The organism is Streptomyces sannanensis, assembly GCF_039536205.1.
Classification (GTDB): domain Bacteria; phylum Actinomycetota; class Actinomycetes; order Streptomycetales; family Streptomycetaceae; genus Streptomyces; species Streptomyces sannanensis.
In genome coordinates, this window is record NZ_BAAAYL010000001.1 from 1,842,942 (window position 1) to 1,865,520 (window position 22,579).

The window sequence follows — 22,579 nt, forward strand, 5'->3', positions numbered from 1 at the left end:
TGCCGCTCTCCGCACGGTGGGCCCGACGGAGACCGGCAGCCGGCAAGGGCTCAGCCGAAGAACACGCCGGCCTCGGCGTACAGCGCCGGGTCCACCGTCTTCAGCTTTGCCGTCGCCTCGGAGATCGACACCCGCACGATGTCCGTGCCCCGCAGCGCGACCATCTTGCCGAAGTCGCCGTCCCGCACGGCCTCGATCGCGTGCAGCCCGAACCGCGTGGCCAGCCAGCGGTCGAACGCGCTGGGGGTGCCGCCGCGCTGGACATGGCCCAGAACGGTCGTGCGCGCCTCCTTGCCGGTGCGCTTCTCGATCTCCTTGGCCAGCCACTCCCCCACCCCGGACAGCCGGACGTGCCCGAACGCATCGAGCGTGCCGTCCTTCAGGACCATGTCCCCGTCCTGGGGCATCGCGCCCTCGGCGACGACCACGATGGGGGCGTACGACGCCTTGAAACGGGAGGTCACCCAGGCGCAGACCTGGTCGACGTCGAAGCGCTGCTCGGGGATGAGGATGACATTCGCGCCGCCGGCGAGGCCGGAGTGCAGGGCGATCCAGCCGGCGTGACGGCCCATCACCTCGACGACGAGGACGCGCATATGGGATTCGGCGGTGGTGTGGAGCCGGTCGATGGCCTCGGTGGCGATACCGACCGCGGTGTCGAAGCCGAAGGTGTAGTCCGTGGCGGACAGGTCGTTGTCGATGGTCTTGGGTACGCCGACGCACGGGACGCCGTACTCGTCACTCATCCGTGCCGCGACCCCGAGGGTGTCCTCGCCGCCGATCGCGATGAGTGCGTCGACCTCGTGCTTGGCGAGGTTCTCCTTGATGCGGCGGACGCCGTCCGTCACCTTGAGGGGGTTGGTGCGCGAGGAGCCGAGGACGGTGCCGCCGCGGGGCAGGATGCCACGCACCGCGGCGATGTCGAGCCGGACGGTCGCGCCGTCCAGCGGTCCGCGCCAGCCGTCCTTGAATCCGGTGAAGTGGTAGCCGTACTCCTGCACGCCCTTGCGCACGATGCCGCGGATGACCGCGTTGAGCCCGGGGCAGTCGCCGCCGCCGGTCAGCACTCCGACCCGCATGGAATTTTCCCTTCGCCAGTGGGCCTTTCGCCAGTGGGCCTTGGCCTTTGACGGTCACGCTAGTGGTGACGCAGGTCACCAAGGGATGGTTCGAAGGGTCAATTCGGCTGTACGGGCGCGCGGTTGACGCTCACCACTCACTCGTACGAGTGAGTCAGGCGTCGTCGAGTCCTCGCTCGATCGCGTACCGCACGAGCTCCACGCGATTGTGCAGCTGGAGCTTGCCGAGGGTGTTCTGCACATGGTTCTGGACGGTGCGGTGCGAGATCACCAGACGCTCGGCGATCTGCTTGTACGACAGCCCCTTGGCGACCAGCCGCAGCACTTCGGTCTCGCGTTCGGTGAGCTGCGGGGCCTTGGGCTCGTCGGGGGCGGCAGGCGCCGGGCCGGAGGCGAGCCTGCGGTATTCGCCGAGCACCAGTCCGGCCAGCCCCGGGGTGAAGACCGGGTCGCCGGCGGCGGTGCGCCGCACCGCGTCGATCAGTTCGGCCGTGCTGGCCGACTTCAACAGATAGCCGGTGGCACCGGACTTGACCGCCTCCAGCACATCCGCGTGCTCACCGCTCGCGGAGAGGACGAGGACGCGCAGCGCGGGGTCGGCGCCGACCAGCTCCTTGCACACCTGAACGCCGGGCATGCCGGGCAGGTTGAGGTCGAGGACGAGCACATGGGGTCCGGCGGCCCGGGCGCGGCGCACGGCCTGCGGGCCGTCACCGGCCGTCGCGACCACGTCGAATCCGGACTCGGCCAGGTCGCGGGCGACGGCGTCGCGCCACATCGGGTGGTCGTCGACCACCATCACCTTGATCGTCTGCTGCTCGCTCATCGTTCTGCCTACCCCCGTGGAACCTTCAGTTCGACCTCTGTGCCCTGGCCCGGCACCGAGATCAGCTCGGCGGTGCCGCCCAGGTCCCGCAGCCGGCCGCGGATGGAGAGGGCGACGCCCAGCCGTCCCTCTCCCTCGGCCTGGGCGAGTCTGCCTTCCGGGATACCCGGACCGTCGTCCCGGACCGTCACGATCACCGCGTCCGGCTCGTCCTCGACCAGGATCCAGGCCCGGGCCTGCTCACCGGCGTGTCTGCGGACATTGTCCAGGGCGGCACTGACAGCGGCCGCCAGCTCCTCCGCCGCCGTCGGCGCGAGCAGCACCGGTGCGCCCGGCTCCACGAAGGTCACCCGCGCCCCGGCGTGCGGGGCGAGCAGGGCACGCAGGTCGCACGGCGAGGACGAATCCTCGTCGTCCACCTCGACCGTACGGACCACCGCGCCCTGCGCCGCTTCCTCGGAGGCACGGGCGGGGGTGACCAGGCCGCTGGAGACCAGGGTACGCAGGGCCACCTCCTGCTCGCCCGCCATCCTGCCCAGCTCAGCGGCCTCGCCGCCGAGCGCGGTGCCGCGCCGCTGCACCATGGCGAGCACCTGGAGCACGCTGTCGTGGATGTCCCGGGCGAGGCGCTCCCGTTCGCGGGTGGCGGCCTCGATCTCCAGGGCTCGGGCGAGGGTTGCCTCACTGGCGCGGGCGACCTCGACGACGTATCCGATGGCGATGGACGCGACCCACACCAGCAGCACATTGTGCAGGGTGTCCCGGGTGGGGTGGCCGCGTTGGAGGATGTTGGCGACGGCGACCAGGGAGGACGCGAAGCCCGCCCAGCGCCAGCCGCCCTTGAGGGCGTAGGCGAGCACGGCTCCCGCGGTCCATATCGACGGCAGGGTCGGGCCGTCGATCTGCCGCGCCTGCTGTTCGGCGAGCGGGGTGAGCAGGATGCCGGTGAGCGCCAGGGCGAGGTCGGCGACGAGGAAACCCTTGGTGCAGCGGGCGGCGTTCGCCACCTTGGGGAGGGTGGCGAGGGTCCACACGGCCAGTACCGAGAGGAAGGCGATGCCCACCCAGGGGCGCTCGAACTTCTCGTACGTGAAGACGAAGATCAGCGCCGCGTAGATCATCGTGAGGATTCGGTACGCGGTCAGGGCACGCCACAGCGGCTGCTCGACCGACATGCGTACGACCCGCTCGCGCCTGGCCATGACCCCACCCCTCGGCGTTCTCACGCCTTGCCGCGCCTCGCCCTACTGCGCCTTTTCGGCCTCTGCCCGCTTCTTCGCCGCCTCGGCGATCTGGCGCTTCGCCGCGGTCGCGTAGATGTCGACGTACTCCTGGCCGGAGAGCTTCATGATTTCGTACATGACCTCGTCGGTCACCGAGCGCAGGATGAAGCGGTCGTGGTCCATGCCCTGGTAGCGGCTGAAGTCCAGCGGCTTGCCGATCCTTATCCCTGGGCGCACGAGCTTGGGGACGACCTTGCCGGGCGGCTGGACCTTCTCCGTGTCGATCATCGCGACCGGGATCACGGGCGCGCCGGTGGCGAGCGCCACCCGCGCCAGGCCGCCCGGCTTGCCGCGGTAGAGCCGGCCGTCCGGAGAGCGGGTGCCCTCCGGGTAGATGCCGAAGAGCTCGCCGCGCTCGATGACCTCGATACCGCTCTTGATGGCCGCCTCGCCCGCACCGCGCGCACCCGAACGGTCCACCGGCAGCTGGCCGACGCCCTTGAAGAACGCTGCCGTGAGCTTGCCCTTCACGCCCGGGGTGGTGAAGTACTCGGCCTTGGCGATGAAGGTGACCTTGCGGTCCAGCACGGCGGGCAGGAAGAACGAGTCGGAGAACGACAGATGGTTGCTCGCGAGGATCGCGGGGCCCTCGGCGGGGATGTTCTCCAGCCCTTCCACCCAGGGCCTGAAGACGGCCTTCAGCGTCCCTCCGATGGAGAACTTCATGGCGCCGTAGATCAACTCGCGTACCTTCCTACTGTCTGTCAAAGAGACCATAACCCGTGCGGAGCCTGCATCCGCGCTCATCCCGGAGTGACGGCTCTGGTCGGTGTCAGTCCGGTCGCGTACGGTGAAGTACGACTCCCCCGCGCCCCTCTCACGAACAGGAGAAACCGGTGCCGGTCCTCCCTGGAGCCGAGCCGTTCCGCCACGAGGGCGGAGAGGTCGGCGTCCTCCTCTGCCACGGCTTCACCGGCTCCCCGCAGTCGCTGCGCCCCTGGGCCGATCATCTGGCCGGTCTCGGGCTGACGGTGTCGCTGCCACTGCTGCCCGGGCACGGGACGCGCTGGCAGGACATGCAGTACACCGGCTGGCAGGACTGGTACGCGGAAGTGGACCGGGCCCTGCGGGAGCTGCTGGACCGGTGCACACAGGTGTTCGTCTTCGGGCTGTCGATGGGCGCGGCGCTGGCGCTGCGGCTCGCGGCGAAGCACGGCGACGCGATCAGCGGCATCACGGTGGTGAACCCGGTGAACAAGGTGCACGACCTGCTGGCGTACACACTGCCCGTCACCAAGCACTTCGTACGCTCCACGCCGGGTATCGCGAGCGACATCGCGAAGCCGGGCTCCGAGGAGGTCGGGTACGACCGGGTGCCGACGCGCGCGGCGCATTCGCTGAAGAAGTTCCTGCAGATGCTGGACGGAGAACTGCCGCAGGTCACCCAGCCGATGCTGCTGCTGCACAGCCCGCAGGACCATGTGGTGCGGCCGGCCGACTCGGCCCGGATCCTCAGCCGGGTCTCGTCGACCGACGTCACCGAGATCCTGCTGGAACAGAGCTACCACGTGGCGACGTTGGACCATGATGCGGAGCGGATCTTCGAGGAGAGTTACGCGTTCATCGGCAGGCTCGCTCCGGCCGTCGCGAAGAAGGGGAGCACCACCGGTGGCTGAGCACGACGCGGACCGCGACGACAACCGCGACCCGCAGCCGATCGACGAGGAGGCCGCCTGGGCGGCGATTGTCGCCGGGTACGGCGAGGAGCCGCCGGACCCGCCCGGCGCCAAGCCGTTCAAGTCGGTGGAGGATCTCGCGCTGCTCGAGGACGAGCGGAACACCCCCGAGCCGGAGAAGCCGAAGCCGCTGGGCGGCTCGATCGTGTTCGCGCCCGGTGTCGGCCCGCGGGACTACACCCCGGCCGAGGCCGGCGAGGCCGACTTCGACGAGAGCGACGAGGGACACTTCGTGCCGCCCGAGCCGCCGCCGCTGCCGGAGGCCGACACCACCACCAAGTTCGGCTGGCTGGCGGTCATCGGCGGCCCCGTGCTGCTGCTGCTCGCCGTGCTGCTGCAGTGGGACATGACGTGGTGGCTCGCCACGCTCGGCATAGGCGGCTTCCTCGGCGGCTTCGCCACGCTGGTGGCCCGGATGAAGCACGGAGACGACGAGGACGACGACCCGGGCCGCGGAGCGGTCGTCTAGGTCGCCCTTCGGGCGTTGTCCTCGATCGCCGGGCGGGCTCGGTTCGAGCCCGCCCGGCGATCGAGGACCGGGGCGGAGGCCGGTCAGCCGGCGGGTACCCGGAGTGCGGCCAGCACCGGCAGATGGTCCGTGGCCGCCCGGAGGTCGGCCCGGCTGATCCCGGGGAGGTCCAACGGAACCCCGCAGCCGAGGACTTCGATGCCCCCGGTGGCGAAGATCGCGTCGATCCGCTTGTGCGGGGCGTCCGTGCCATAGGTGTTCTCGCCGCCCCACGGCCGCACCGCCCAGCAGTCCTGGAGCTCGGCGGACAGCCGGCGGAACGATCGCCCCTCGGGGCGCTCATTGATGTCGCCGCCGACGATCACGTGCTCCACACCCAGTTCCTTCAGCCGGCCGAGCAGCATGCCCGCCTGCGCGTGGCGCTCGTCGCTGCGCAGGCTCAGATGGCAGCTCAGCAGCCCGACCCTGGCTCCCCCGATCCGTACGACCGCGACGGCGAAGCCGCGCCGGTGCAGGCCCGGCGCCTTCGGCAGCAGCACGTCCTCCGTGCGCTCGACGGTCACCCGCAGCGAGCCGATCAGCATCGGGCCGGTCGTGGTGGCCCCACCGGTGATCGTCACCAGGTCGCTGTGCTTGGCCAGCCAGGCCGCGTGTTTGCGCCAGCGGAAGAAGCGCGGGGCCTCCTGGATGAGGACGACATCGGGTGCGCAGGCGCGGATCACCCGGGCGAGCGAGTGCCGGTCGTCGCGCATGGAGCGGATGTTGTAGCTGAGCACCCGGATCACGGCGGCGCCGCTCTCCGTACGGGATCCGGGCAGCGTACGCATCACCATGCGCCCCAACATAGGGCAGCGCCCGCCGCCGCCACAGAGGGCACGGCGGGCGCCGGCTTCGAGTGGAACTGGGACCGCTCCCCAGGAGGCCGGGTACGCCCGGGGGCGCCCCTGTCCACTCGGCGAGTGAGCCGAAGGGGGCGCGCCTCTGACGAAAGGGAGTGGGGGCTCCCTGGGGGCACCCCCAGCGGTAGCTGGGGGAGCGCACAGGTGGCGACGAAGGAGCCACCGAACACGATCGACCGTCGGCAGAGGCGCCCCCGGAGGTGAACCGAGCCCCCAGAAGGGGCTCTCAGCCCTGGCGGGCCAGGTCCGCGGCGCCGACCAGGCCGGCCTTGCCGCCGAGCTGGGCGGCCAGCACCTGGGCGTGCGGGCGCCACTGGCCGCCGATCAGCCAGCGCCGGAAGGACTTGCGGATCGGTTCCAGGACCAGTTCGCCCTCGTCGGAGACCCCACCGCCGACGATGAACGCCGACGGGTCGAACAGCGAGGCCAGGTCCGCCAGGCCGGCTCCCGCCCAGCGGGCCAGCTCGCGGAACGAGTCGATCGCGACCGGGTCGCCCTGGCGGGCGGCGGCGCTGATGTGCTTGCCCTCGATGCCCTCGATCGTGCCGTCACCGAGGCCCAGCAGGATCGTGGCGTTCTCCGGGGCCGCGTTGGCGCGCTGCTTGGCGTACCGGACGAGGGCGCGGCCGGAGGCGTACTGCTCCCAGCAGCCCTGACTGCCGCAGCCGCACAGCAGGCCGTCCGGCACCACCCGGATGTGGCCGAACTCGGCGGCCACGCCGAAGCGTCCGCGGCGCAGCTTGTTGCCGATGATGATGCCGCCGCCGAGGCCGGTGCCGAGGGTGATGCAGATGACGTCCTCGTGACCCTGGCCGGCGCCGAACCTGTACTCGCCCCAGGCCGCGGCGTTGGCGTCGTTCTCCACCACGACCGGCAGACCGACGCGCTGCTCGACCTTGTCCTTCAGCGGCTCGTGGCGCCAGTTGATGTTCGGCGCGAAGAGCACGGTGGCGCGCTTGTCGTCCACGTAACCGGCGGCTCCGATGCCGACGGCCTCGATGTCGTGGCCCTTTCCGACCTCGGACACCGCGGTGCAGATCGCTTCGACGACACCCTCGGGGGTCTGCGGAGTGGGCACCGTGCTCGTTTCGAGGATCCGGCCCTCTTCGTCGACCACCCCTGCCGCGATCTTCGTGCCGCCGATGTCGACGCCGATGGTGAGTCCCATGTGTCCCTCAGTTTTCGGTCGAGCCCCGCCAGGGCCAACCGTACCCGAGGGCGGACGAAGTCCGATCAGTCCAGGTCGATGGGCTCGCCGGGGCCGGGCTCGTCCTGCGGGCCGTGGGTCCAGCGGCGCTCCTGCCCCTCGACGGCGGAGCGATAGGCGGCGAGCAGCTCGTTGCCGGCCGCGGCAAGGTGGCCGAAGACCTCGGGATTGCGCTCGATGACCGGTTCGACCACGGCCTTGGCCTGGCCGATCAGCTGCTGCACGGCTTCCTGCGCGCCCATGCCGAGCAGCGGCGCCTGGAGCGAGGAGACCTTCTCGGCGACCGCGTCCACGAGCTTGCGCAACTCCTCGGCCGGGGTGCCGATGGTGGGGCCGTACTGGGCCCGGCGGCGGGCCTTCTCGGCGGCCAGGTCCTCCGCACAGGCATCGGCCCAGGCATCCGCGTCGGGGCTGGGGCGCTCGGTGGCTTCGCTCATATACCCGACGTTACCCGAACGGGGCAAGGCGTTCAGCGTGTCCGCGGCCACAGGTCCGGGTCGGGTGTGAAGCGGACGCGCAGCTCCCCGTCGGTCAGCCCGGCTCCCGAGACGGTGCAGCGGCGCAGCGCGGACGGCAGGGCGACGATCCGGCGGAACGGACCGACGGTGAGCAGGAGTTCGTCGCCGCGCCGGACCAGGCCGAGGTCCTTCTTGGTGGCTCCGGGCAGCGGGATGCACCAGACCAGGACGCCGTCCTCGTCGCGCTCGTCCTCGACGACCCACGGGTCGCCGACGGGGCCGGGGCCGGGCGGGCCGAGTTCGGTCGCGAGGCCCTGGCGCCCGAAGACGATCTCTCCGTCGGCGGTCAGCTCGGCGCCGGTCCCGGTGGACTCGGCGTCCAGGAGCCAGAGGTCGTCCGCACCGCGCGGGTCGCGGCCGAGGTGCGGCAGCTCGCAGTGGGTGACGTCCGGGAACAGGCTGCTCCACTCGTCCAGGCACTTCTCCTGCTGGGTGGCGAGCGTGGCGAGCCAGGTGTCCGCGGAGCCGCGCGGCAGCAGCCGGTTCGGTACCAGTGTGTCGATGGCCAGTTCATGGAGGGCGAGGCCCAGGCGCGCGGTGCGCATGGCGTCCGCGGCGGCCGGTCCCGGCTCCGCGACCAGCCTCACGGTGGTGGTCTCGGCCTCGATCACCGCCTGGACGGCGGCGAGCTCCCGGTCCCAGCGGGCGGCGGTCTCGTAGAGCCACTGCGCCGGCATCGGTACGCCCGCGAGCTGGGCCAGCACGGGGCGCAGCGCCCGGGCGGCCTGGCGCTCCGGCGGCAGCAGCCGGCGCAGATAGCGGCGCAGCTGCTCGGGCAGGGCGAGCAGGGCGATCGCCTGCGGGGTGGGCGGCAGGTCGACGACCGTCAGTTCGTGGTCCCCGGCGGCCGCGTTCCGCAGCGCGTGGAGCAGGGCGAGCTGCTCGGCGCCGGGCAGCTCGGTGAGTTCCTCGCCGTCCAGCCGGGCGGCGCCCAGCAGGTCGAGCGCGGCCGTGGCGCGGTCCTGGAGGGCGAGGAGTTCCTCACGGAAGTGGGCGCCGGGGTCTATACGGGCCGCCCGCAGCCCGGGCACGTCGTCGCCCAGCACCGCGCGGAGGGTGTCGTCCCGGTCGGCGGAGAGCAGCAGTACGCGCTTGCCGCGGCGCACCGCCGCGAGCGCGGTGGCCGCGGCGACGGTGGTACGGCCCGCCCCGCCGGGGCCGGTGACGAGGACTGTGCGCATTCGACGTGCTCCGTTGCTGGTGTTGCCGTGCTCCGGCTGGTTGGCCTGGGGGCGCCCCTGGGGGGCACCCCCAGCGGTAGCTGCGGGAGGTAGCTACGGGTGTGTCCGTCCTCAAGCTCCCCCAGCTACCGCTGGGAGGTGCCCCCAGGACGGGCTGGCGGGGGTTGCTGCCGGTTGCCGGGTGCCGCTCCGGTGATACCGTCCGGGACGGGCATGATGTACGCCGCACGCTCTCGTAGCCAGATGGTTTGACCAGCACGTTCGCGCGTCACACATCATGTTTTACGGCCCGGACAGCACCCCCTGCGCGTCCCCCTTCGACCGCCGCCCGGCTGTGGGCACGACCGGACCACCGGCCCGCACCCCAACAAGCCCGTCCTGGCGGGGGCGTTGCCTTCCACGGCGCCGCCCTCAAGCGGTGGCGCCCGACTCCACGCGCTTCTTCAGGCCGGCCAGGGCGCGGTCGATGATGACCTTCTCCGCCTTGCGCTTGATCATGCCCAGCATGGGGATCTTGACGTCCACGGTCAGCTGGTAGGTGACCTCGGTGCGGTCACCGCCGCCCAGCGGGGTGAGGATGTAGGAGCCGTCCAGGGCGCGGAGCATCTGGGACTTCACCAGGGTCCAGCTGACCTGGTTGTCGCCGGTCCAGGTGTATGCCAGCGTGTGGTCGTCCTTGATCGCACCGGCGTCGAGCAGCAGCCGGACCTGCTCGGCACGGCCCCTGTCGTCGGTGGCCAGGACCTCGGCCTCCTTCACCTCGCCGGTCCACTCCGGATAGCGGGCGAAGTCGGCGATCACCCCCATCACGTCGGCCGGTGCCGCCTCGATCGTGATGCTCGAGCTGGTGTGTTCCGCCATCGCCGTGGCTCCTCCAAGCGGTCCGGGCAGGGGTGGTTTGCTGCGATGTGAAGGCTATCGCGACCGGCCCGGTCACCACTCCATGGCCCAGGGACGGCCGGTCGCGGCGAAGTGTCCGACGTTCACGCATTCCGTCGCGCCGATGCGCACCCGCCGGGCCAGGGGCTGGTGCACATGGCCGAAGAGGGCGTACCGCGGCCTGGTGCGACGGATCGCGGCGAGGAGGGCACGGCTGCCGCGTTCGAAGCGCCGCGCCAGCGTGTCGTACACGAGCTCGGGCACCTCGGGCGGGATGTGCGAGCAGAGCACGTCGACCTCGCCCAGCGCCTCGACCTTGGCGGCGTACTCCTCGTCGGAGAGCTCGTACGGGGTGCGCATGGAGCTGCGCAGTCCGCCTCCGACGAAGCCGAAGACTCGGCCGCCGATCTCGACGCGCTGGCCATCCAGGACGGTGGTGCCGGGATGGGCGTACTCCGGCCAGAGGGTGGGGATGTCGACGTTGCCGTAGGTGGCGTACGTCGGCGTGGGGAACGCGGCGAACATCTCGGCGTATTGTCTGCGCACCGCGGACTCGATGGCTGCCTCGCGGTCGAGTCCGGCCCACAGCCGGCGGCCCAGCTCGCGGGCCTCCTCGAAGCGGCGGGCGGTGCGCAGTTCGACGATGCGGTCGGCGTTCTCGACGCCGAAGAGGTCGGGGAAGATGCCACGCGAGTGGTCGGCATAGTCGAGGAAGAGCACCAGGTCGCCCAGGCAGATGAGGGCGTCGGCCCCGTCCCCCGCCTTCGCCAGGCCGTCGGCGTTCCCGTGCACGTCACTGACCACATGGACTCGCATGAAGTTCACCCTAGTCCGGCGGACCCGCCCTTACTTCCGAGTCGTCACAGCCGTGGACTACTGTGCGCGAAGCAGTCCCCGACATATGTGACGCATAAAACATCTGACCGGGAACCCTACCCGGAACCGCCTACTGATGGGTAACGTCCGGGCAGTCCCCGGCGCGTCACACCCTGTCGTGGCGCCGGCGCCCGATGAGGAGCAGCAGTCTTGCGCGAGTTCAGCCTTCCGGCCCTGTACGAGGTCCCGACGGACGGCAACCTGACGGATCTGATCCGCCGCAATGCCGCTCAGCACCCCGGCGCCGTCGTCATGGGCAAGAAGGCCGCAGGCGCCTGGTTGGACGTCACCGCCGAGGAGTTCCTCGCCGAGGTCCGGACGGCCGCCAAGGGTCTGATCGCCGCGGGCATCCGGCCCGGCGACCGGGTGGGACTGATGTCCCGTACCCGCTACGAATGGGTGCAGCTCGACTTCGCGATCTGGAGCGCGGGCGCGGTGACCGTGCCGGTGTACGAGACCAGCTCGCCGGAGCAGGTGCAGTGGATCCTCGGCGACTCCGGCGCGGTCGCGGTGCTCGTGGAGAGCGATGCGCACACCGCCGCGGTGGAGTCGGTGCGTGACCGGCTGCCGGAGCTCCGGCACCTCTGGCAGATCGACAAGGACGCGCTCGACCGGCTGCGCGAGGCGGGCCGGGACGTCTCCGACGAGACGGTCGACGAGCGCAGTTCAGTCGCCAAGGCCGACGACGTCGCCACGATCGTCTACACCTCGGGCACCACCGGCCGCCCCAAGGGCTGTGTGCTGACCCACCGCAACTTCTTCGCGGAGTGCGGCAATATCGTCGAGCGGCTCAAGCCGCTGTTCCGTACGGGCGACTGCTCGGTTCTGCTGTTCCTGCCGGCCGCGCATGTCTTCGGCCGGCTGGTCGAGGTGGCCTCGGTGCTGGCGCCGATCCGGCTCGGCTGCGTACCGGACATCAAGAACCTCACCGATGAACTCGCCTCCTTCCGGCCGACGTTGGTCCTCGGCGTACCCCGCGTCTTCGAGAAGGTCTACAACTCGGCGCGGGCCAAGGCGCAGGCGGACGGCAAGGGCAAGATCTTCGACAAGGCCGCGCACACCGCCATCGCGTACAGCCGGGCGTTGGGCGCGGCGCAGGGTCCTTCCTTCGGCCTGAGGCTCAAGCACAAGATCTTCGACAAGCTGGTCTACGGCAAGCTGCGTGCGGTGCTCGGCGGACGCGGCGAGTACGCGATCTCCGGCGGCGCCCCGCTGGGCGAGCGGCTCGGCCACTTCTTCCGCGGCATCGGCTTCACCGTGCTGGAGGGCTACGGCCTGACCGAGTCCTGCGCCGCCACCACCTTCAACCCGTGGGACCGCCAGAAAATCGGCACGGTCGGCCAGCCGCTGCCCGGCTCGGTGGTCCGCATCGCCGACGACGGCGAGGTGCTGCTGCACGGCGAACACATCTTCACCCGCTACTGGAACAACGAGGCGGCGACCGCCGAGGCGCTCACCGACGGCTGGTTCCACACCGGCGACATCGGCACGCTCGACGAGGACGGCTACCTGACCATCACCGGCCGCAAGAAGGAGATCCTGGTCACCGCGGGCGGCAAGAACGTCGCCCCTGCGGTGATCGAGGACCGGATCCGGTCCCATGCCCTGGTCGCCGAGTGCATGGTGGTGGGCGACGGGCGGCCCTTCGTGGGCGCGCTGATCACGCTGGACGAGGAGTTCCTGGCGCGCTGGGCGTCGGAGAACGGAAAGCCCGCCGGATCGACCGCTGCCTCGCTGCGCGAGGACGCGGAGCTGCTGGCCGTGGTGCAGCGGGCGGTCGACGACGGCAACGCGGCCGTGTCCAAGGCGGAGTCGGTGCGGAAGTTCCGTATTCTGCCCGAGCAGTTCACGGAGGAGGCCGGGCACATCACGCCGTCGCTGAAGCTGAAGCGGAATGTGGTCGCCAAGGAGTTCGCGGACGAGATCGAGGCGATCTACCGCCGCTAGAGGGTACGCAAAGGCCCCCGGGCAGGCGTCGGGCCTGCCCGGGGGCTTTTCGGTTGCCCCGGTTCACAGCAGCGTCCTGAGCCTCTCCGCCAGCTGGTCCCAGCGCCACTGCTCCTCCACCCAGGCCCGGCCTCGTTCGCCCATGTCCTGGCGCAGCTCCGGGTCCTGGAGCAGGGTGACGATCCGGTCGGCCGACTCCTGCGGCGAGCCTCCCCGGACCACCCAGCCCGTCTTGCCGTCGAGCACGGCGTCGGGCGCGCCGCCCGAGTCGCCCGCCACCACCGGCAGGCCGGTCGCCGAGGCCTCCAGGTACACGATGCCGAGCCCCTCGACGTCGAGCCCGCCCCTGCGGGTGCGGCACGGCATGGCGAAGACATCGCCGGCGCCGTAGTGCGCGGGCAGCTCCTCCCACGGCACAGGACCGGTGAAGCGCACCGAGGCCGCGACGCCCGTCTCGGCCGCCAGCTTCTTCAGCTCCTTGCCGTACGGGCCGCCGCCGACGATCAGCAGGACCGTGTCCGGCACCTTCCGCAGGATCTCGGGCATGGCGCGGATCAGCGTGTCCTGGCCCTTGCGCGGCACCAGCCGGGACACGCACACCACGACCGGGCGGTCGGTGAGCCCGAGCCGCTCGCGGACCGCGTCGCCTCCGGACCCGGGGTGGAAGGTCTTCTCGTCGACGCCCGGCGGCAGCTGGACCATGCGCCCGGCGGCCGCGGGGGTGAGCGCGGCAGCGATGCGCGAGCGCGTGTACTCGCCGAGATACGTGATCGTGTCGGTTTCCTGGCCGATGCGGCGCAGCAGCTGCCGGGACGCGGGCAGCTGTGCCCACCCGGCCTCATGGCCGTGTGTCGTCGCGACGAGGCGCTGCGCACCGGCGCGCCGCAGCGCGGGCGCCATCAGCCCGAGGGGCGCGGCGGCCCCGAACCATACGGAGGTGCAGCCGTGTTCACGCAGCAGTTGCACGGCGCGCCGGGTGACTCGCGGGGTAGGCAGCAGCATGGTCGTCCGGTCGCGTACGACCGTGAAGGGCTGCTCGGCATCGAAGGCAGCAGTGGCCTCGATGCCCTCGCGGCTGCGCTTCCACGTCGAGGCGTAGACCACCAGGCTTTCCGGATCCAGCCGCAGGGCCATGTTGTGCAGGAACGCCTGGATGCCGCCGGGGCGGGGCGGGAAGTCATTGGTCACGATCAGCGTCTTGTGCATCGCCTCGACAGTATCAATGGCCCGCCACGGCGACCCTGTGCGGCTGCCGGAAGAGCCCGCCGCCCCCGCGGCCGGAGGTACGGGCCATGATCCCGCCACGGCGACCCTGCGCGGCTGCCGGAAGGGCCTCTCCCCCGGCCACGCGTCGGCGGCCTTGGGAGCGCCGCAAGCCGCCTTGCGCGAAGGTCGGGCCAGGCCCTCGTTCCCGCCTTCCCGCCTTCCCGCCGCGACGGTGAGCAGCCACGAACGACCGGACCGGCGGCGGTGGTCACGCACCGACGCGACGGAATGATCTGTCGCAGCGGTAAGACACCGCGCAGCGCAGGCCGGCGCTGCCGGGCGGTCACGGCTCTCCCGGGGAAAGCCGCGCGCAGTCAGCTCAGGCTCCGGCGGACGTAGTCCCGCCAGTCGTCGGTGAACTCCTCCGGCGTGACGCCGAGTTCGCGGTGCATCGCCTGCTTCGTCGCGCTCTCGCGGTCCTTGCCCGCGCCGACCGCCCGGTAGAAGGCGGTCAGTCTCTCCTCGCCCCAGCGTTCGGCGATCATGGTGCAGGCCGCCCAGCCGCCCTCGTACGCGCGGGCCAGCCGTTCGGAGTCCCCGGCGAAGCCGAACTCCTTGTCCTCGGGCAGTATGGCGGGCAGTTCACCGCGGAGCACCGCCCGGTGCAGTTCGGGGGCGATCCGGTCGGGCGTACGGCCGGTGCCCCGGTACGCGGCCCAGTCGGCGAAGCCCTCGGACAGCCACATCGGGGTGGCCGGGGAGGTGTGGGCGCGGGTCGCCACGTGCGCGGTCTCGTGCGTCAGCACGACCCTCTGACCGAACTCCCCGATCGCGCCGTACGCCTCGGGATTGATGATCACCCGGTCCGCGGGCGCGCTGCCCTGCGCCCCGGACACGCCCGTGGTGACCGCGGCGATGCCGCGGTAGCCGGCCGAGGACGCCCCGAGCAGCGCCGCCATGCCGTCCAGCGAGCCGGGCACCAGGACCACGACCCGGCCGGACCAGCGGACCGGCCAGGCCGCGTCCACGGCCGGTACCCCGCGGTCCGCGGTGGCGGCGATCTCGCGGAGCCGCTGCCGCTCCTGGCCGGTGCCGAGCACCAGGCTGCGCGTGCCGCGGACGGCGGTCACCGGACCCTGCTCCCACAGCTGCTGGGCGGCGCCCTGGTCGGGGCGGTCGGCGACGACGTACCAGCGGCCGTCGTGCCGGGTCAGCTCCATCGCCCTGGAGGTGGTCACGGGCGCGCTGTCGTAGCCCTCGAAGCGGTACCGCAGCTCGGCCCGCGCGGTGGCGCGGTCACCGTCGCGCCGCAGCTCGGTCAGCCGGTACTCCCAGGAGCGCAGCGGCACCTGTGTCAGGTTCCGGAACCGGGCGCGCTCGGACTCGCGCAGCAGCCCGGCGCCGGGTGCGAGCGCGGCGAGATATCCGGGCTCGTCCCGTCCAAGGAGCGCACCGGCCCGCCGGTCCAGGACCCGCTGAACATCCCGCGACGCGGTGTCCCGGGGCTCCGGCGCGCCACAGGCGGTCGGCAGCAGCAGCCCGGCCAGCCCGAGCACCACCGTCCGACGTCGCGTCCCCTGCGCCTGGCCTGCCATCCAGCGATTCTCCCCCACCCCGCCCCTTCCCGAACCAGGGGCGAAAGCCCCCGGTCCCCGAACGCGCCGAGGACCGGACGCGCCGGGGACCGAGGGTCCAGGGGACGGCGTCCCTGGTTCAGATACGCGTCACCGCGGAGATCGGCATCATGCCGACCGGGTCGTAGCGCACCGACGCGCCGGGGTAGGGGGCGTGCACGACCTGACCGTTGCCCATGTACATGGCGATGTGGCCGGCGTCGCTGCGGTACGTGACCAGATCGCCCGGCCTGGCCTCGGCGAGGGAGACCTGCCGGCCCGCGCCGCGCTGTGCCTGCGAGGTCCGCGGCAGACCGACGCCCGCCTGTCGGTACGCCCACTGGGTCAGGCCGGAGCAGTCGAAGCCGTACGGTCCGTTGGCGCCCCAGACGTAGGGCCTGCCGAGGGCCCGGCGGACCGCCAGGACGGCCGCGGCCGCCCGCGGCGAGGCGGCTCCGAGGCCGGGGAGCTGCCAGCCGCGGCCGGAGCGGGACGTCCGGCCGTACGCGGCACGTTGGTCGTACGGCAGCGCGTTCAGCAGCCGCCGTGCCTCGGCGAGCTTGCTCTCGACGGTCCGCTTGTTCCGGGCCAGGGCGGTGCGGGCGCGCTCCAGCTCGGCGAGTTCACGCGTGGCCTCGGCGCGCTGCTGGCCCAGCTTGCGCTGCGCTTCCCGGAGTTGGCGCATCTGCTCGGCCTGGCGGGCGGCGATCCGGTCGAGGACGGCGGCGCTGTCGAGGTAGATGTCGGGGCGCTCGGAGAGCAGCAGGGCGAGGGTGGGGTCCATGCCGCCCGACCGGTACTGCGCCCCGGCGACCAGGCCGAGGCCCGCGCGCATGCGGTTGATGCGCTCCTGTCCGCGCGCGACGCTGTCCTGCGTATCGGCCACCCGCTCGCGCAGGCGCTCGGCGAGTTCGTCGGCCGTGTTGTACTGCTCGGTGGCCTTCTCCGCCTGCTCGAAGAGCGTATCGATCCTGCTCAGCGCCGCTGCCGGGTCGAGCGGTTCGGCGCCCGCGGTGGAGACCCCGAGGGCCGCCGCGGCCGTGGCCGCAGCCGCGGTCAGGACGGTGAACCGGTGGCTCTGGGCGAGGCCGGAATGTGAGGAACGGCGATGGGACGCCACGGGAGTCCGCACTTCCTTCCGCTTGCCGGAAATTGCACGCCGGACAGTAGCGGTGAGGCAGGCGGTGTCCAACGACCCCGGCACCCGAACACAATGACGCCCCGCCGGAGACCACAGGTCACCGGCGGGGCGGACGGTCGGCGGAAGCTGCCGGAATTCGCCCGATCGGGCGGGGTCAGATGCGGACGCCGAACTGGAACGGCATGTTGTCCATCGACTCGTAGCGCACCACGGTGCCGGAGCGAGGCGCGTGCAGCACCTGGTTGTTGCCCGCGTACAGGCCGATGTGGTGGATGTCGCTGTAGAAGAGCACCAGGTCGCCCGGCTGGAGCTGGCTGCGGCTGATGCGCGTGCCGTTGTTGGCCTGGGCCTGGGAGATACGGTCCAGCTTGACGCCGGCCTGGGCGTACGCCCATCCGGTCAGGCCGGAGCAGTCGAAGGAGTTCGGACCCGTGGCGCCCCAGACGTACGGGGAACCGAGCTTGGTCTTCGCGGCGGCGAGCGCGGCGGCGGCTCGGCCGGAGGCGGCCGGGGCGTTGCCCAGGTCCGCGCGGGAGCTGGCGCGGTTGGCGCGCTCCTCGCTCTTGGTGAGCTCGGCGCGCTCGGCGGCGGTCAGGCTGTTGAGCAGCTTCTGCGCCGCAGCGAGCTTGCCCTGGACTTCCTTCTTCTTCTCGCCGAGCTCCTTGCGGGTGTCCTCGAGGTCCTGGAGCTTGCCCTGGGCCTCCTGGCGCTGCTGCGCGAGAGTCCGCTGCTTGGCCTGGATGTCCTGGAGCGACTGGGCCTGGCGAGCGCCCAGAGCGTCCAGCGCTGAGGCCTTGTCGAGGTACTCGTCCGGGTCCGCCGAGAGGAAGAGCTGCACGGACGGGTCGATGCCGCCGGAACGGTACTGCGAGGTGGCCATCGAACCGAGGCCGTCCCGCAGTTCGTTGAGCTCCTGCTGGCCGCGGGCGACCTTGTCCTGCAGGTCGTCGACCTGCTTCTCGAGCTTGTCCTGCTGCTCCTTGGCCCCGTTGTACTGCTCGGTGGCCTTCTCCGCCTCTTCGTAGAGCTTGTCGACCTTGGCCTTGACTTCGCTCTTGGAGGGGTTCGGGGCGGCCTGGGCGGCCTGGGCACTGAGCGCGACGGCCGCCGCAGCGGTCGCGGTGAGCACGGTCACACGGGCGCGGCTCGGCTGTTTGGGTCGACGGTGGGACGCCACGAAGGCGAGCTCCTTCTTCCTCAAGCCGCCGAACTACGCAGACTCGGCGGTGTCTTCACGGTCACCCCGGTTGGGTGATCAACCGCATGAAGGCTTAAAGGCCGACCATAGTGACCTTCTTGTGATCAGTTCAAATCCTGATCAGAAAATTCCCTACCCTGAAGTGCATTATTTACAGTCATCATACGGGCAGTAACGGTCACTTGACGCAGCGCTCTGCGTGACGCTCAAACAATTCGGGCATAACGCTCGGAAGTTGCCAGATGTATGGCTAGATACGTGAAAGCCGCTTCAGCAGCAGGACGGACGCGACAGGCCGGGCGCCCGCCTTCGCCACCCCGTCGGCCACCTCCCGGTCCGCCGACACCACCACCACCGGCCGGCCGGCCGGCTCCGCCCGGACGATCTGCCGGATGAGCTCGTCCGCGGTCACCCCGGGCTTGCTGAACAGCACCCTCACTCCGCGCGGAGGCGCGAGCAGCACCGGCGCGGCCAGTTCCGCACCGTCGAAGACGCAGGTGATCTCGGCGCCCGACTGTGCCGCGAGCACCGCGAGCCCGCCCAGCAGCCGCAGCCGCTGCTTCTCCAGCGGCATCGTCGGATAACCGGTCTTGGTGACGTTGTAGCCGTCCACGATCAGATGCGCCTGCGGCAGCGCCAACAACTGGTCGAGCAGCGCCGGATCGGTCTCCGACAGCGCCCTGGCCGCGATGTCCTTCGGCGTCATCCTGCCCGGCGCGACCGCGTCCACGGTGTCCGCCGGATGCAACAAAGCAGGCGGCAGGGCCAGTTCCCTGCGCAGCCCCTGCGCGGCGTCCAGCACGGTGTCCAGCAGCAGCCGCAGCCGCATGTCCTCGATGGACCGTCCCTCACGGACCGCACGGCGGCTCGCCTCGACGGCGGCCTCCGCCTCGCCCAGGCGGACCCGGAGCCGCCGGGCCTCGCTCTCGGCCGCTGTCACCTGGGCGGACGCCTCGGCCTTGATCCCGTCGATCCCGGCCTGCGTCTTGCGCAGGGCCGCCTCGCCCCGCTTCACATCGCTGAGCGCGCTGCGCAGCTTCCGCTGGAGCGTTTCGGCCTCCTTGCGGGCCGCCTCGAGCTCCGTACGCAGCCGCTCGGTCTCGTTCTTCGTATGGGCCCGCGCCTCGGCGAGTTCCGCGCGCAGCCGCTCCAGTTCACGCCGCCCGGCCCGGTCCGCCCGTTCGGCGTCCGCGCGATGGGCCTCCTCGCCCGCCGCCGCCACAAGCTTGACCCAGCCGGCCGGGCGCAGCACGTACGCAATCGCGGCCACGTCCACGGGATCCGCGGCGCCCGGCGGGGAACCCGCCTCCACCGCCGCGGCCAGCTCCGGCTGGCCCTCCTTCAGTCGCTCGCCGACCCGCTGCCGGAACACCGGATCGTTCTCCAGCGTCGCGGCCATGGCGTTCCCGGCGAACTTGGCACGCCGGGACGGGGTGAACCGGGCGTACTGCCTCAGCTGGGCGGGCAGCTCGGCGACCGTCAGCCCGCCGAACGCGTCCGACACCAGCGCGACGACCCGGCGCCGCACTCCCTCCGGGAGCGGGCGGTCGAGCACCTCGGCGGCGTCGCCGGCCGCACCGGCCGGTTCAGCGCCGCTTGCATGCTCCACAATCCGTCACCCCAACTGTCGTCCTCACCGCTCCCTCTCAGGAGTCGGCACCCGGCCTGTCCACGAGTTCGATCCGGTCCACCGCGTTGCACCAGCGGCATCGAACCGACTCGATGGTCTCACTGACCACCTCGCGCTCCTCGACCGTGGGCTCTCCGGCCAGATCGAGGTGGACGTACTCGACAACCTTCGAAGCGCGGGTGACGTCGAAACGGGTGAGATTGCCGCAGAGCGTACAGCGCCACCGGGTAGTGGCAGTGGGCAGGGGAACCGTCGTCATCGTGCTGTCCTCTTGGTGTTCCGGTGTGATGCCCGTAACCCTACGGCCCTGGGGGTGCCCCCTGCTCGGGCGGAGCCGAGAGCCCGGCGGACGGGACGCCATGTCACGGCGAGGCGGTCTGTCCTATTGGGTGCCGTTACGCCATGCTCTGTTCGTGATCGGATGGCGGGGAGCACGGGGAACGGCCGCGGGCGGTCCCATGGTGACCTATGGCGTGATCGGCATCTGCTGTCTGGTCTTCCTCCTGAGCCCCGGATCCGGCCTCAACCCCGTCCACGGCACGGGCGACCGACTGCTCGCCGCGCAGCGGGACTGGTTCGAGCACTGGGGCGTCGTCCCCGACGAACTGCTGGGAGGCTCGGCCAGAGCCGCGCTCACCCCGCTGACCGCTCTGTTCGTGCACGCCGGCTGGCTGCATCTGCTCGGCAACATGCTCTTTCTGTATGTCTTCGGGGCGATGACCGAGGAACGCATGGGCCGTCTGCAGTTCGCGGTGTTCTACCTCGGCTGCGGCTACCTGGCCCTGCTCGGGTACGCGGCCGTGCACGCCACGTCCGAGCAGACACTGGTCGGCGCGTCCGGGGCCATCTCCGGTGTGCTCGGCGCTTTTCTTTATCTCTTCCCCAAGGCCAGGGTCACCAGTCTGTTTCCCTTCCTCTTCTTTCTGCCGCTGCGCTTCCCCGCATGGGCGGTGCTGGTGTTCTGGCTCTGCCTCCAGTGGCTGGCCGCCGGGCAGGCGGGCACCGGTCCGGGCGTGGCGTACCTCGCGCACCTGTTGGGCTTCGGTACGGGGTTCCTCTACGCCTGGGGGCGCTTCCGGGGTGGAGCTAGAGTGAAGGCCCCAGCCACGGCCACCGAGGGAGACAACCAGCCGTGATCACCGCGATCGTGCTCATCAAGACCAGCGTGGACCGGATTCCCGAGATCGCCGAGTCGATCGCCGCACTGGACAACGTCAGCGAGGTCTACTCCGTCACCGGTACGTACGACCTGATCGCCCTGGTACGCGTGGCGCGCCACGACGATCTGGCCGACATCATTCCCGGCCGGATCAGCAAGATCCCGGGCGTGGAGGCGACGGACACGCACGTCGCGTTCCGTACGTACTCCCAGCACGACCTGGAGGCGGCGTTCGCGATCGGCCTCGAAGGCTGACAGCAAGCCCGTCCGGAGTGAGCGCGGCTACGAACCGTCCGGGCGACGGTCACAGCGGGCAACCCTACGGAGGCGTCACGCAGCCGCGCCGCACGCGGGCACGCAGCGGCCGTCCTCCGTGCGGTACTGCCAGCGCGCGCCCTCGCGGACCAGTTCCCCGACCGCGGCGACGAACCGCTCGACGTGCTCGTCGGGCGTACCGGCACCGAAGGAGACCCGGATCGCGTTCAGCGACTTCTCACCGGGCGCCGCGTCGGGCGCACCGCACTCGCCCGGGGCGGCCGCGTCGCTGCCGAGCAGCGTGCGGACCAGCGGATGCGCGCAGAAGAGCCCGTCGCGCACCCCGATGCCGTACTCCGCGGAGAGCGCCGCGGCGAAGTGGGAGCTGTTCCAGCCGTCGACCACGAACGAGATGACACCGACCCTGGGGGCGTCGTCGCCGAAGAGGGACAGGACCCTGACCTCCGGCACCTCGGCCAGCCCCTCGCGAACCTTCGCGATGAGGTGCTGCTCGCGGGCGATCAGCGTGTCGAAACCGGCCTCGGTCAGCGCCTTGCAGGCGGAGGCGACGGCGTACGCCCCGATGACGTTCGGGGAGCCGGCCTCGTGGCGGGCGGCCGTGGTGTGCCACTCCACGTCGACGCCGCCGTCCGTCCGGCGGGCCACCTTCCGCGAGGCGCCGCCGCCCGCGAGGTACGGCTCGGCGTCCTGGAGCCAGTCCGAGCGACCGGCGAGCACGCCGGAGCCGAACGGCGCGTACAGCTTGTGGCCGGAGAACGCGACCCAGTCGACGTCCAACCCCGCGATGTCCACCGGGTGGTGCGGCGCGAGCTGCGCGGCGTCGAGGACGATCCGGGCGCCGTGGGCGTGGGCGGCGGCGGCGAGTTCCCGGACAGGCCACAGCTCGCCGGTGACATTGGAGGCGCCGGTGACGCAGACCAGCGCGGGGCCGTAGGGCTCACGGTCGGCGAGAGCGCGGTCCAGCGTCTCCACGGCCTGCTGCGGACTGCGCGGCGCGTTGAGGTAGGTGACCTGGGCGTCCCTCCACGGCAGCAACGAGGCGTGGTGCTCGGTCTCGAAGACGAAGACCTGGCAGTCGGCGGGCAGAACGGCCGCCAACAGGTTCAGCGAGTCGGTGGTGGAGCGGGTGAAGACGACCTGGTCGCCGGGGCGGCAGCCGAGGAACTCGGCGACGGCGGCGCGGCTGTTCTCGAACAGGTCGGTCGACAGCTGCGAGAGGTACCCGGCACCGCGGTGCACGCTGCCGTAGTACGGGGCGTACGCGGCCACGTCGTCCCAGACGCGCTGCAGTGCCGGGGTGCTGGCGGCGTAGTCGAGGGCGGCGTAGCCGACTTCGCCGCCGGTGACGAGCGGGACGAGAACGTCCCGCCCGAGCACGGGAAGCGGCGCGGCGCAGCAGTCGTCGGAGTCCGCGGCGGCGGACGCGGCAGCGGAAGCGGAAGCGGAAGCGGGGGCGGCGACAACGGAGTTGGGGCGTGCGGACATGGCGGTATCTCCCGGCAGGGCAAGGCGAATC

General features: G+C 71.4%; 22 protein-coding genes. 5 read left to right on the forward strand and 17 right to left on the reverse strand.

The features are described 5' to 3' along the window. Positions 1–50: 50 nt before the first annotated feature. The 4 genes from ABD858_RS08515 to ABD858_RS08530 form a co-directional block, all read right to left on the reverse strand. Positions 51–1,079 carry a 6-phosphofructokinase gene (locus ABD858_RS08515; RefSeq protein WP_345035598.1) on the reverse strand — a complete coding sequence of 343 codons (1,029 nt, stop codon included), beginning with the start codon at positions 1,077–1,079 and terminating at the stop codon, positions 51–53. Positions 1,080–1,233: 154 nt separating this feature from the next. Then, positions 1,234–1,905: a response regulator gene (locus tag ABD858_RS08520; RefSeq protein ID WP_345035599.1), complete on the reverse strand. Its 672-nt coding sequence runs from the start codon at positions 1,903–1,905 to the stop codon at positions 1,234–1,236. Positions 1,906–1,913: 8 nt separating this feature from the next. Beyond that, a complete protein-coding gene (gene macS / locus ABD858_RS08525) occupies positions 1,914–3,107 on the reverse strand; it encodes a MacS family sensor histidine kinase (protein WP_345035600.1) in 1,194 nt (397 codons plus the stop codon). Positions 3,108–3,149: 42 nt separating this feature from the next. After that, positions 3,150–3,866 (reverse strand): lysophospholipid acyltransferase family protein, encoded by a 717-nt coding sequence (locus tag ABD858_RS08530; protein ID WP_425586312.1) that lies wholly within the window; start codon positions 3,864–3,866, stop codon positions 3,150–3,152. Between the two features lie 158 nt (positions 3,867–4,024). Between ABD858_RS08530 and ABD858_RS08535 the strand changes: the two genes are divergently transcribed. Next, on the forward strand, positions 4,025–4,804 hold the full coding sequence (locus ABD858_RS08535; protein WP_345035601.1) for an alpha/beta hydrolase: 780 nt from the start codon (positions 4,025–4,027) through the stop codon (positions 4,802–4,804). Further along, entirely contained in the window at positions 4,797–5,333 is a 537-nt protein-coding gene (locus ABD858_RS08540) for a hypothetical protein (protein WP_345035603.1), read from the forward strand. The genes ABD858_RS08535 and ABD858_RS08540 overlap by 8 nt, the downstream gene beginning before the upstream one ends. 83 nt (positions 5,334–5,416) lie before the next feature. Here the strand turns inward: ABD858_RS08540 and ABD858_RS08545 are convergent, their stop codons facing one another. The 6 genes from ABD858_RS08545 to ABD858_RS08570 all read right to left on the reverse strand — a co-directional run bounded on the left by ABD858_RS08545 (position 5,417) and on the right by ABD858_RS08570 (position 10,833). After that, a complete protein-coding gene (locus ABD858_RS08545; RefSeq protein WP_345035604.1) occupies positions 5,417–6,166 on the reverse strand; it encodes an endonuclease/exonuclease/phosphatase family protein in 750 nt (249 codons plus the stop codon). Between the two features lie 292 nt (positions 6,167–6,458). Beyond that, on the reverse strand, positions 6,459–7,400 hold the full coding sequence (locus ABD858_RS08550; protein ID WP_345035605.1) for an ROK family glucokinase: 942 nt from the start codon (positions 7,398–7,400) through the stop codon (positions 6,459–6,461). A gap of 65 nt (positions 7,401–7,465) precedes the next feature. Beyond that, positions 7,466–7,876, reverse strand: coding sequence for a DUF5304 domain-containing protein (locus ABD858_RS08555; RefSeq protein WP_345035607.1), 411 nt, complete (start codon positions 7,874–7,876; stop codon positions 7,466–7,468). 32 nt (positions 7,877–7,908) lie between these two features. After that, on the reverse strand, positions 7,909–9,138 hold the full coding sequence (locus ABD858_RS08560; RefSeq protein ID WP_345035608.1) for an ArsA family ATPase: 1,230 nt from the start codon (positions 9,136–9,138) through the stop codon (positions 7,909–7,911). A 411-nt stretch (positions 9,139–9,549) separates the two neighbouring features. Further along, on the reverse strand, positions 9,550–9,999 hold the full coding sequence (locus ABD858_RS08565) for an SRPBCC family protein (RefSeq protein WP_345035609.1): 450 nt from the start codon (positions 9,997–9,999) through the stop codon (positions 9,550–9,552). Between the two features lie 72 nt (positions 10,000–10,071). Further along, positions 10,072–10,833, reverse strand: coding sequence for a metallophosphoesterase family protein (locus ABD858_RS08570; protein WP_345035610.1), 762 nt, complete (start codon positions 10,831–10,833; stop codon positions 10,072–10,074). Positions 10,834–11,043: 210 nt separating this feature from the next. Here ABD858_RS08570 and ABD858_RS08575 point away from each other — a divergent pair, with 210 nt between their 5' ends. Then, the gene (locus tag ABD858_RS08575) at positions 11,044–12,840 is read left to right on the forward strand and encodes an AMP-dependent synthetase/ligase (protein ID WP_345035611.1); all 1,797 of its coding nucleotides are present in this window, start codon (positions 11,044–11,046) and stop codon (positions 12,838–12,840) included. A gap of 63 nt (positions 12,841–12,903) precedes the next feature. Here the strand turns inward: ABD858_RS08575 and ABD858_RS08580 are convergent, their stop codons facing one another. From ABD858_RS08580 to ABD858_RS08605, 6 genes are all read right to left on the reverse strand, one after another. Continuing rightward, entirely contained in the window at positions 12,904–14,046 is a 1,143-nt protein-coding gene (locus tag ABD858_RS08580; protein WP_345035612.1) for a glycosyltransferase family 4 protein, read from the reverse strand. 374 nt (positions 14,047–14,420) lie between these two features. Continuing rightward, entirely contained in the window at positions 14,421–15,641 is a 1,221-nt protein-coding gene (locus ABD858_RS08585; protein ID WP_345035614.1) for a hypothetical protein, read from the reverse strand. A gap of 118 nt (positions 15,642–15,759) precedes the next feature. Further along, positions 15,760–16,779 carry a C40 family peptidase gene (locus ABD858_RS08590; protein WP_345035615.1) on the reverse strand — a complete coding sequence of 340 codons (1,020 nt, stop codon included), beginning with the start codon at positions 16,777–16,779 and terminating at the stop codon, positions 15,760–15,762. Between the two features lie 175 nt (positions 16,780–16,954). After that, entirely contained in the window at positions 16,955–17,977 is a 1,023-nt protein-coding gene (locus tag ABD858_RS08595; protein ID WP_345035616.1) for a C40 family peptidase, read from the reverse strand. Positions 17,978–18,248: 271 nt separating this feature from the next. Continuing rightward, positions 18,249–19,607 carry an NYN domain-containing protein gene (locus ABD858_RS08600; RefSeq protein ID WP_345035617.1) on the reverse strand — a complete coding sequence of 453 codons (1,359 nt, stop codon included), beginning with the start codon at positions 19,605–19,607 and terminating at the stop codon, positions 18,249–18,251. Positions 19,608–19,644: 37 nt separating this feature from the next. After that, the gene (locus ABD858_RS08605; protein WP_345035618.1) at positions 19,645–19,887 is read right to left on the reverse strand and encodes a hypothetical protein; all 243 of its coding nucleotides are present in this window, start codon (positions 19,885–19,887) and stop codon (positions 19,645–19,647) included. Positions 19,888–20,086: 199 nt separating this feature from the next. On the opposite strand from ABD858_RS08605, the gene ABD858_RS08610 reads away from it, so the two are divergent. Further along, a complete protein-coding gene (locus tag ABD858_RS08610) occupies positions 20,087–20,764 on the forward strand; it encodes a rhomboid family intramembrane serine protease (RefSeq protein WP_345035619.1) in 678 nt (225 codons plus the stop codon). Next, entirely contained in the window at positions 20,761–21,042 is a 282-nt protein-coding gene (locus ABD858_RS08615) for an Lrp/AsnC family transcriptional regulator (RefSeq protein ID WP_345035621.1), read from the forward strand. Before ABD858_RS08610 ends, ABD858_RS08615 begins: the two co-directional genes overlap by 4 nt. 75 nt (positions 21,043–21,117) lie before the next feature. Here ABD858_RS08615 and ABD858_RS08620 read toward each other — a convergent pair whose 3' ends face one another. Further along, complete coding sequence (locus tag ABD858_RS08620; protein WP_345035622.1) at positions 21,118–22,548, reverse strand: aminotransferase class V-fold PLP-dependent enzyme; 1,431 nt, start codon at positions 22,546–22,548, stop codon at positions 21,118–21,120. Between the last annotated feature and the right edge of the window lie 31 nt (positions 22,549–22,579).

Bases quoted from the DNA above. Each gene is read 5' to 3' on its own strand.
- ABD858_RS08515 (WP_345035598.1), bottom strand. From the start codon at position 1,079: ATGCGGGTCGGAGTGCTGACCGGCGGCGGCGACTGCCCCGGGCTCAAC.
- ABD858_RS08520 (WP_345035599.1), bottom strand. From the start codon at position 1,905: ATGAGCGAGCAGCAGACGATCAAGGTGATGGTGGTCGACGACCACCCG.
- macS (WP_345035600.1), bottom strand. From the start codon at position 3,107: ATGGCCAGGCGCGAGCGGGTCGTACGCATGTCGGTCGAGCAGCCGCTG.
- ABD858_RS08545 (WP_345035604.1), bottom strand. From the start codon at position 6,166: ATGGTGATGCGTACGCTGCCCGGATCCCGTACGGAGAGCGGCGCCGCC.
- ABD858_RS08550 (WP_345035605.1), bottom strand. From the start codon at position 7,400: ATGGGACTCACCATCGGCGTCGACATCGGCGGCACGAAGATCGCGGCA.
- ABD858_RS08555 (WP_345035607.1), bottom strand. From the start codon at position 7,876: ATGAGCGAAGCCACCGAGCGCCCCAGCCCCGACGCGGATGCCTGGGCC.
- ABD858_RS08560 (WP_345035608.1), bottom strand. From the start codon at position 9,138: ATGCGCACAGTCCTCGTCACCGGCCCCGGCGGGGCGGGCCGTACCACC.
- ABD858_RS08565 (WP_345035609.1), bottom strand. From the start codon at position 9,999: ATGGCGGAACACACCAGCTCGAGCATCACGATCGAGGCGGCACCGGCC.
- ABD858_RS08570 (WP_345035610.1), bottom strand. From the start codon at position 10,833: ATGCGAGTCCATGTGGTCAGTGACGTGCACGGGAACGCCGACGGCCTG.
- ABD858_RS08580 (WP_345035612.1), bottom strand. From the start codon at position 14,046: ATGCACAAGACGCTGATCGTGACCAATGACTTCCCGCCCCGCCCCGGC.
- ABD858_RS08585 (WP_345035614.1), bottom strand. From the start codon at position 15,641: ATGGCAGGCCAGGCGCAGGGGACGCGACGTCGGACGGTGGTGCTCGGG.
- ABD858_RS08605 (WP_345035618.1), bottom strand. From the start codon at position 19,887: ATGACGACGGTTCCCCTGCCCACTGCCACTACCCGGTGGCGCTGTACG.
- ABD858_RS08610 (WP_345035619.1), top strand. From the start codon at position 20,087: ATGGTGACCTATGGCGTGATCGGCATCTGCTGTCTGGTCTTCCTCCTG.
- ABD858_RS08620 (WP_345035622.1), bottom strand. From the start codon at position 22,548: ATGTCCGCACGCCCCAACTCCGTTGTCGCCGCCCCCGCTTCCGCTTCC.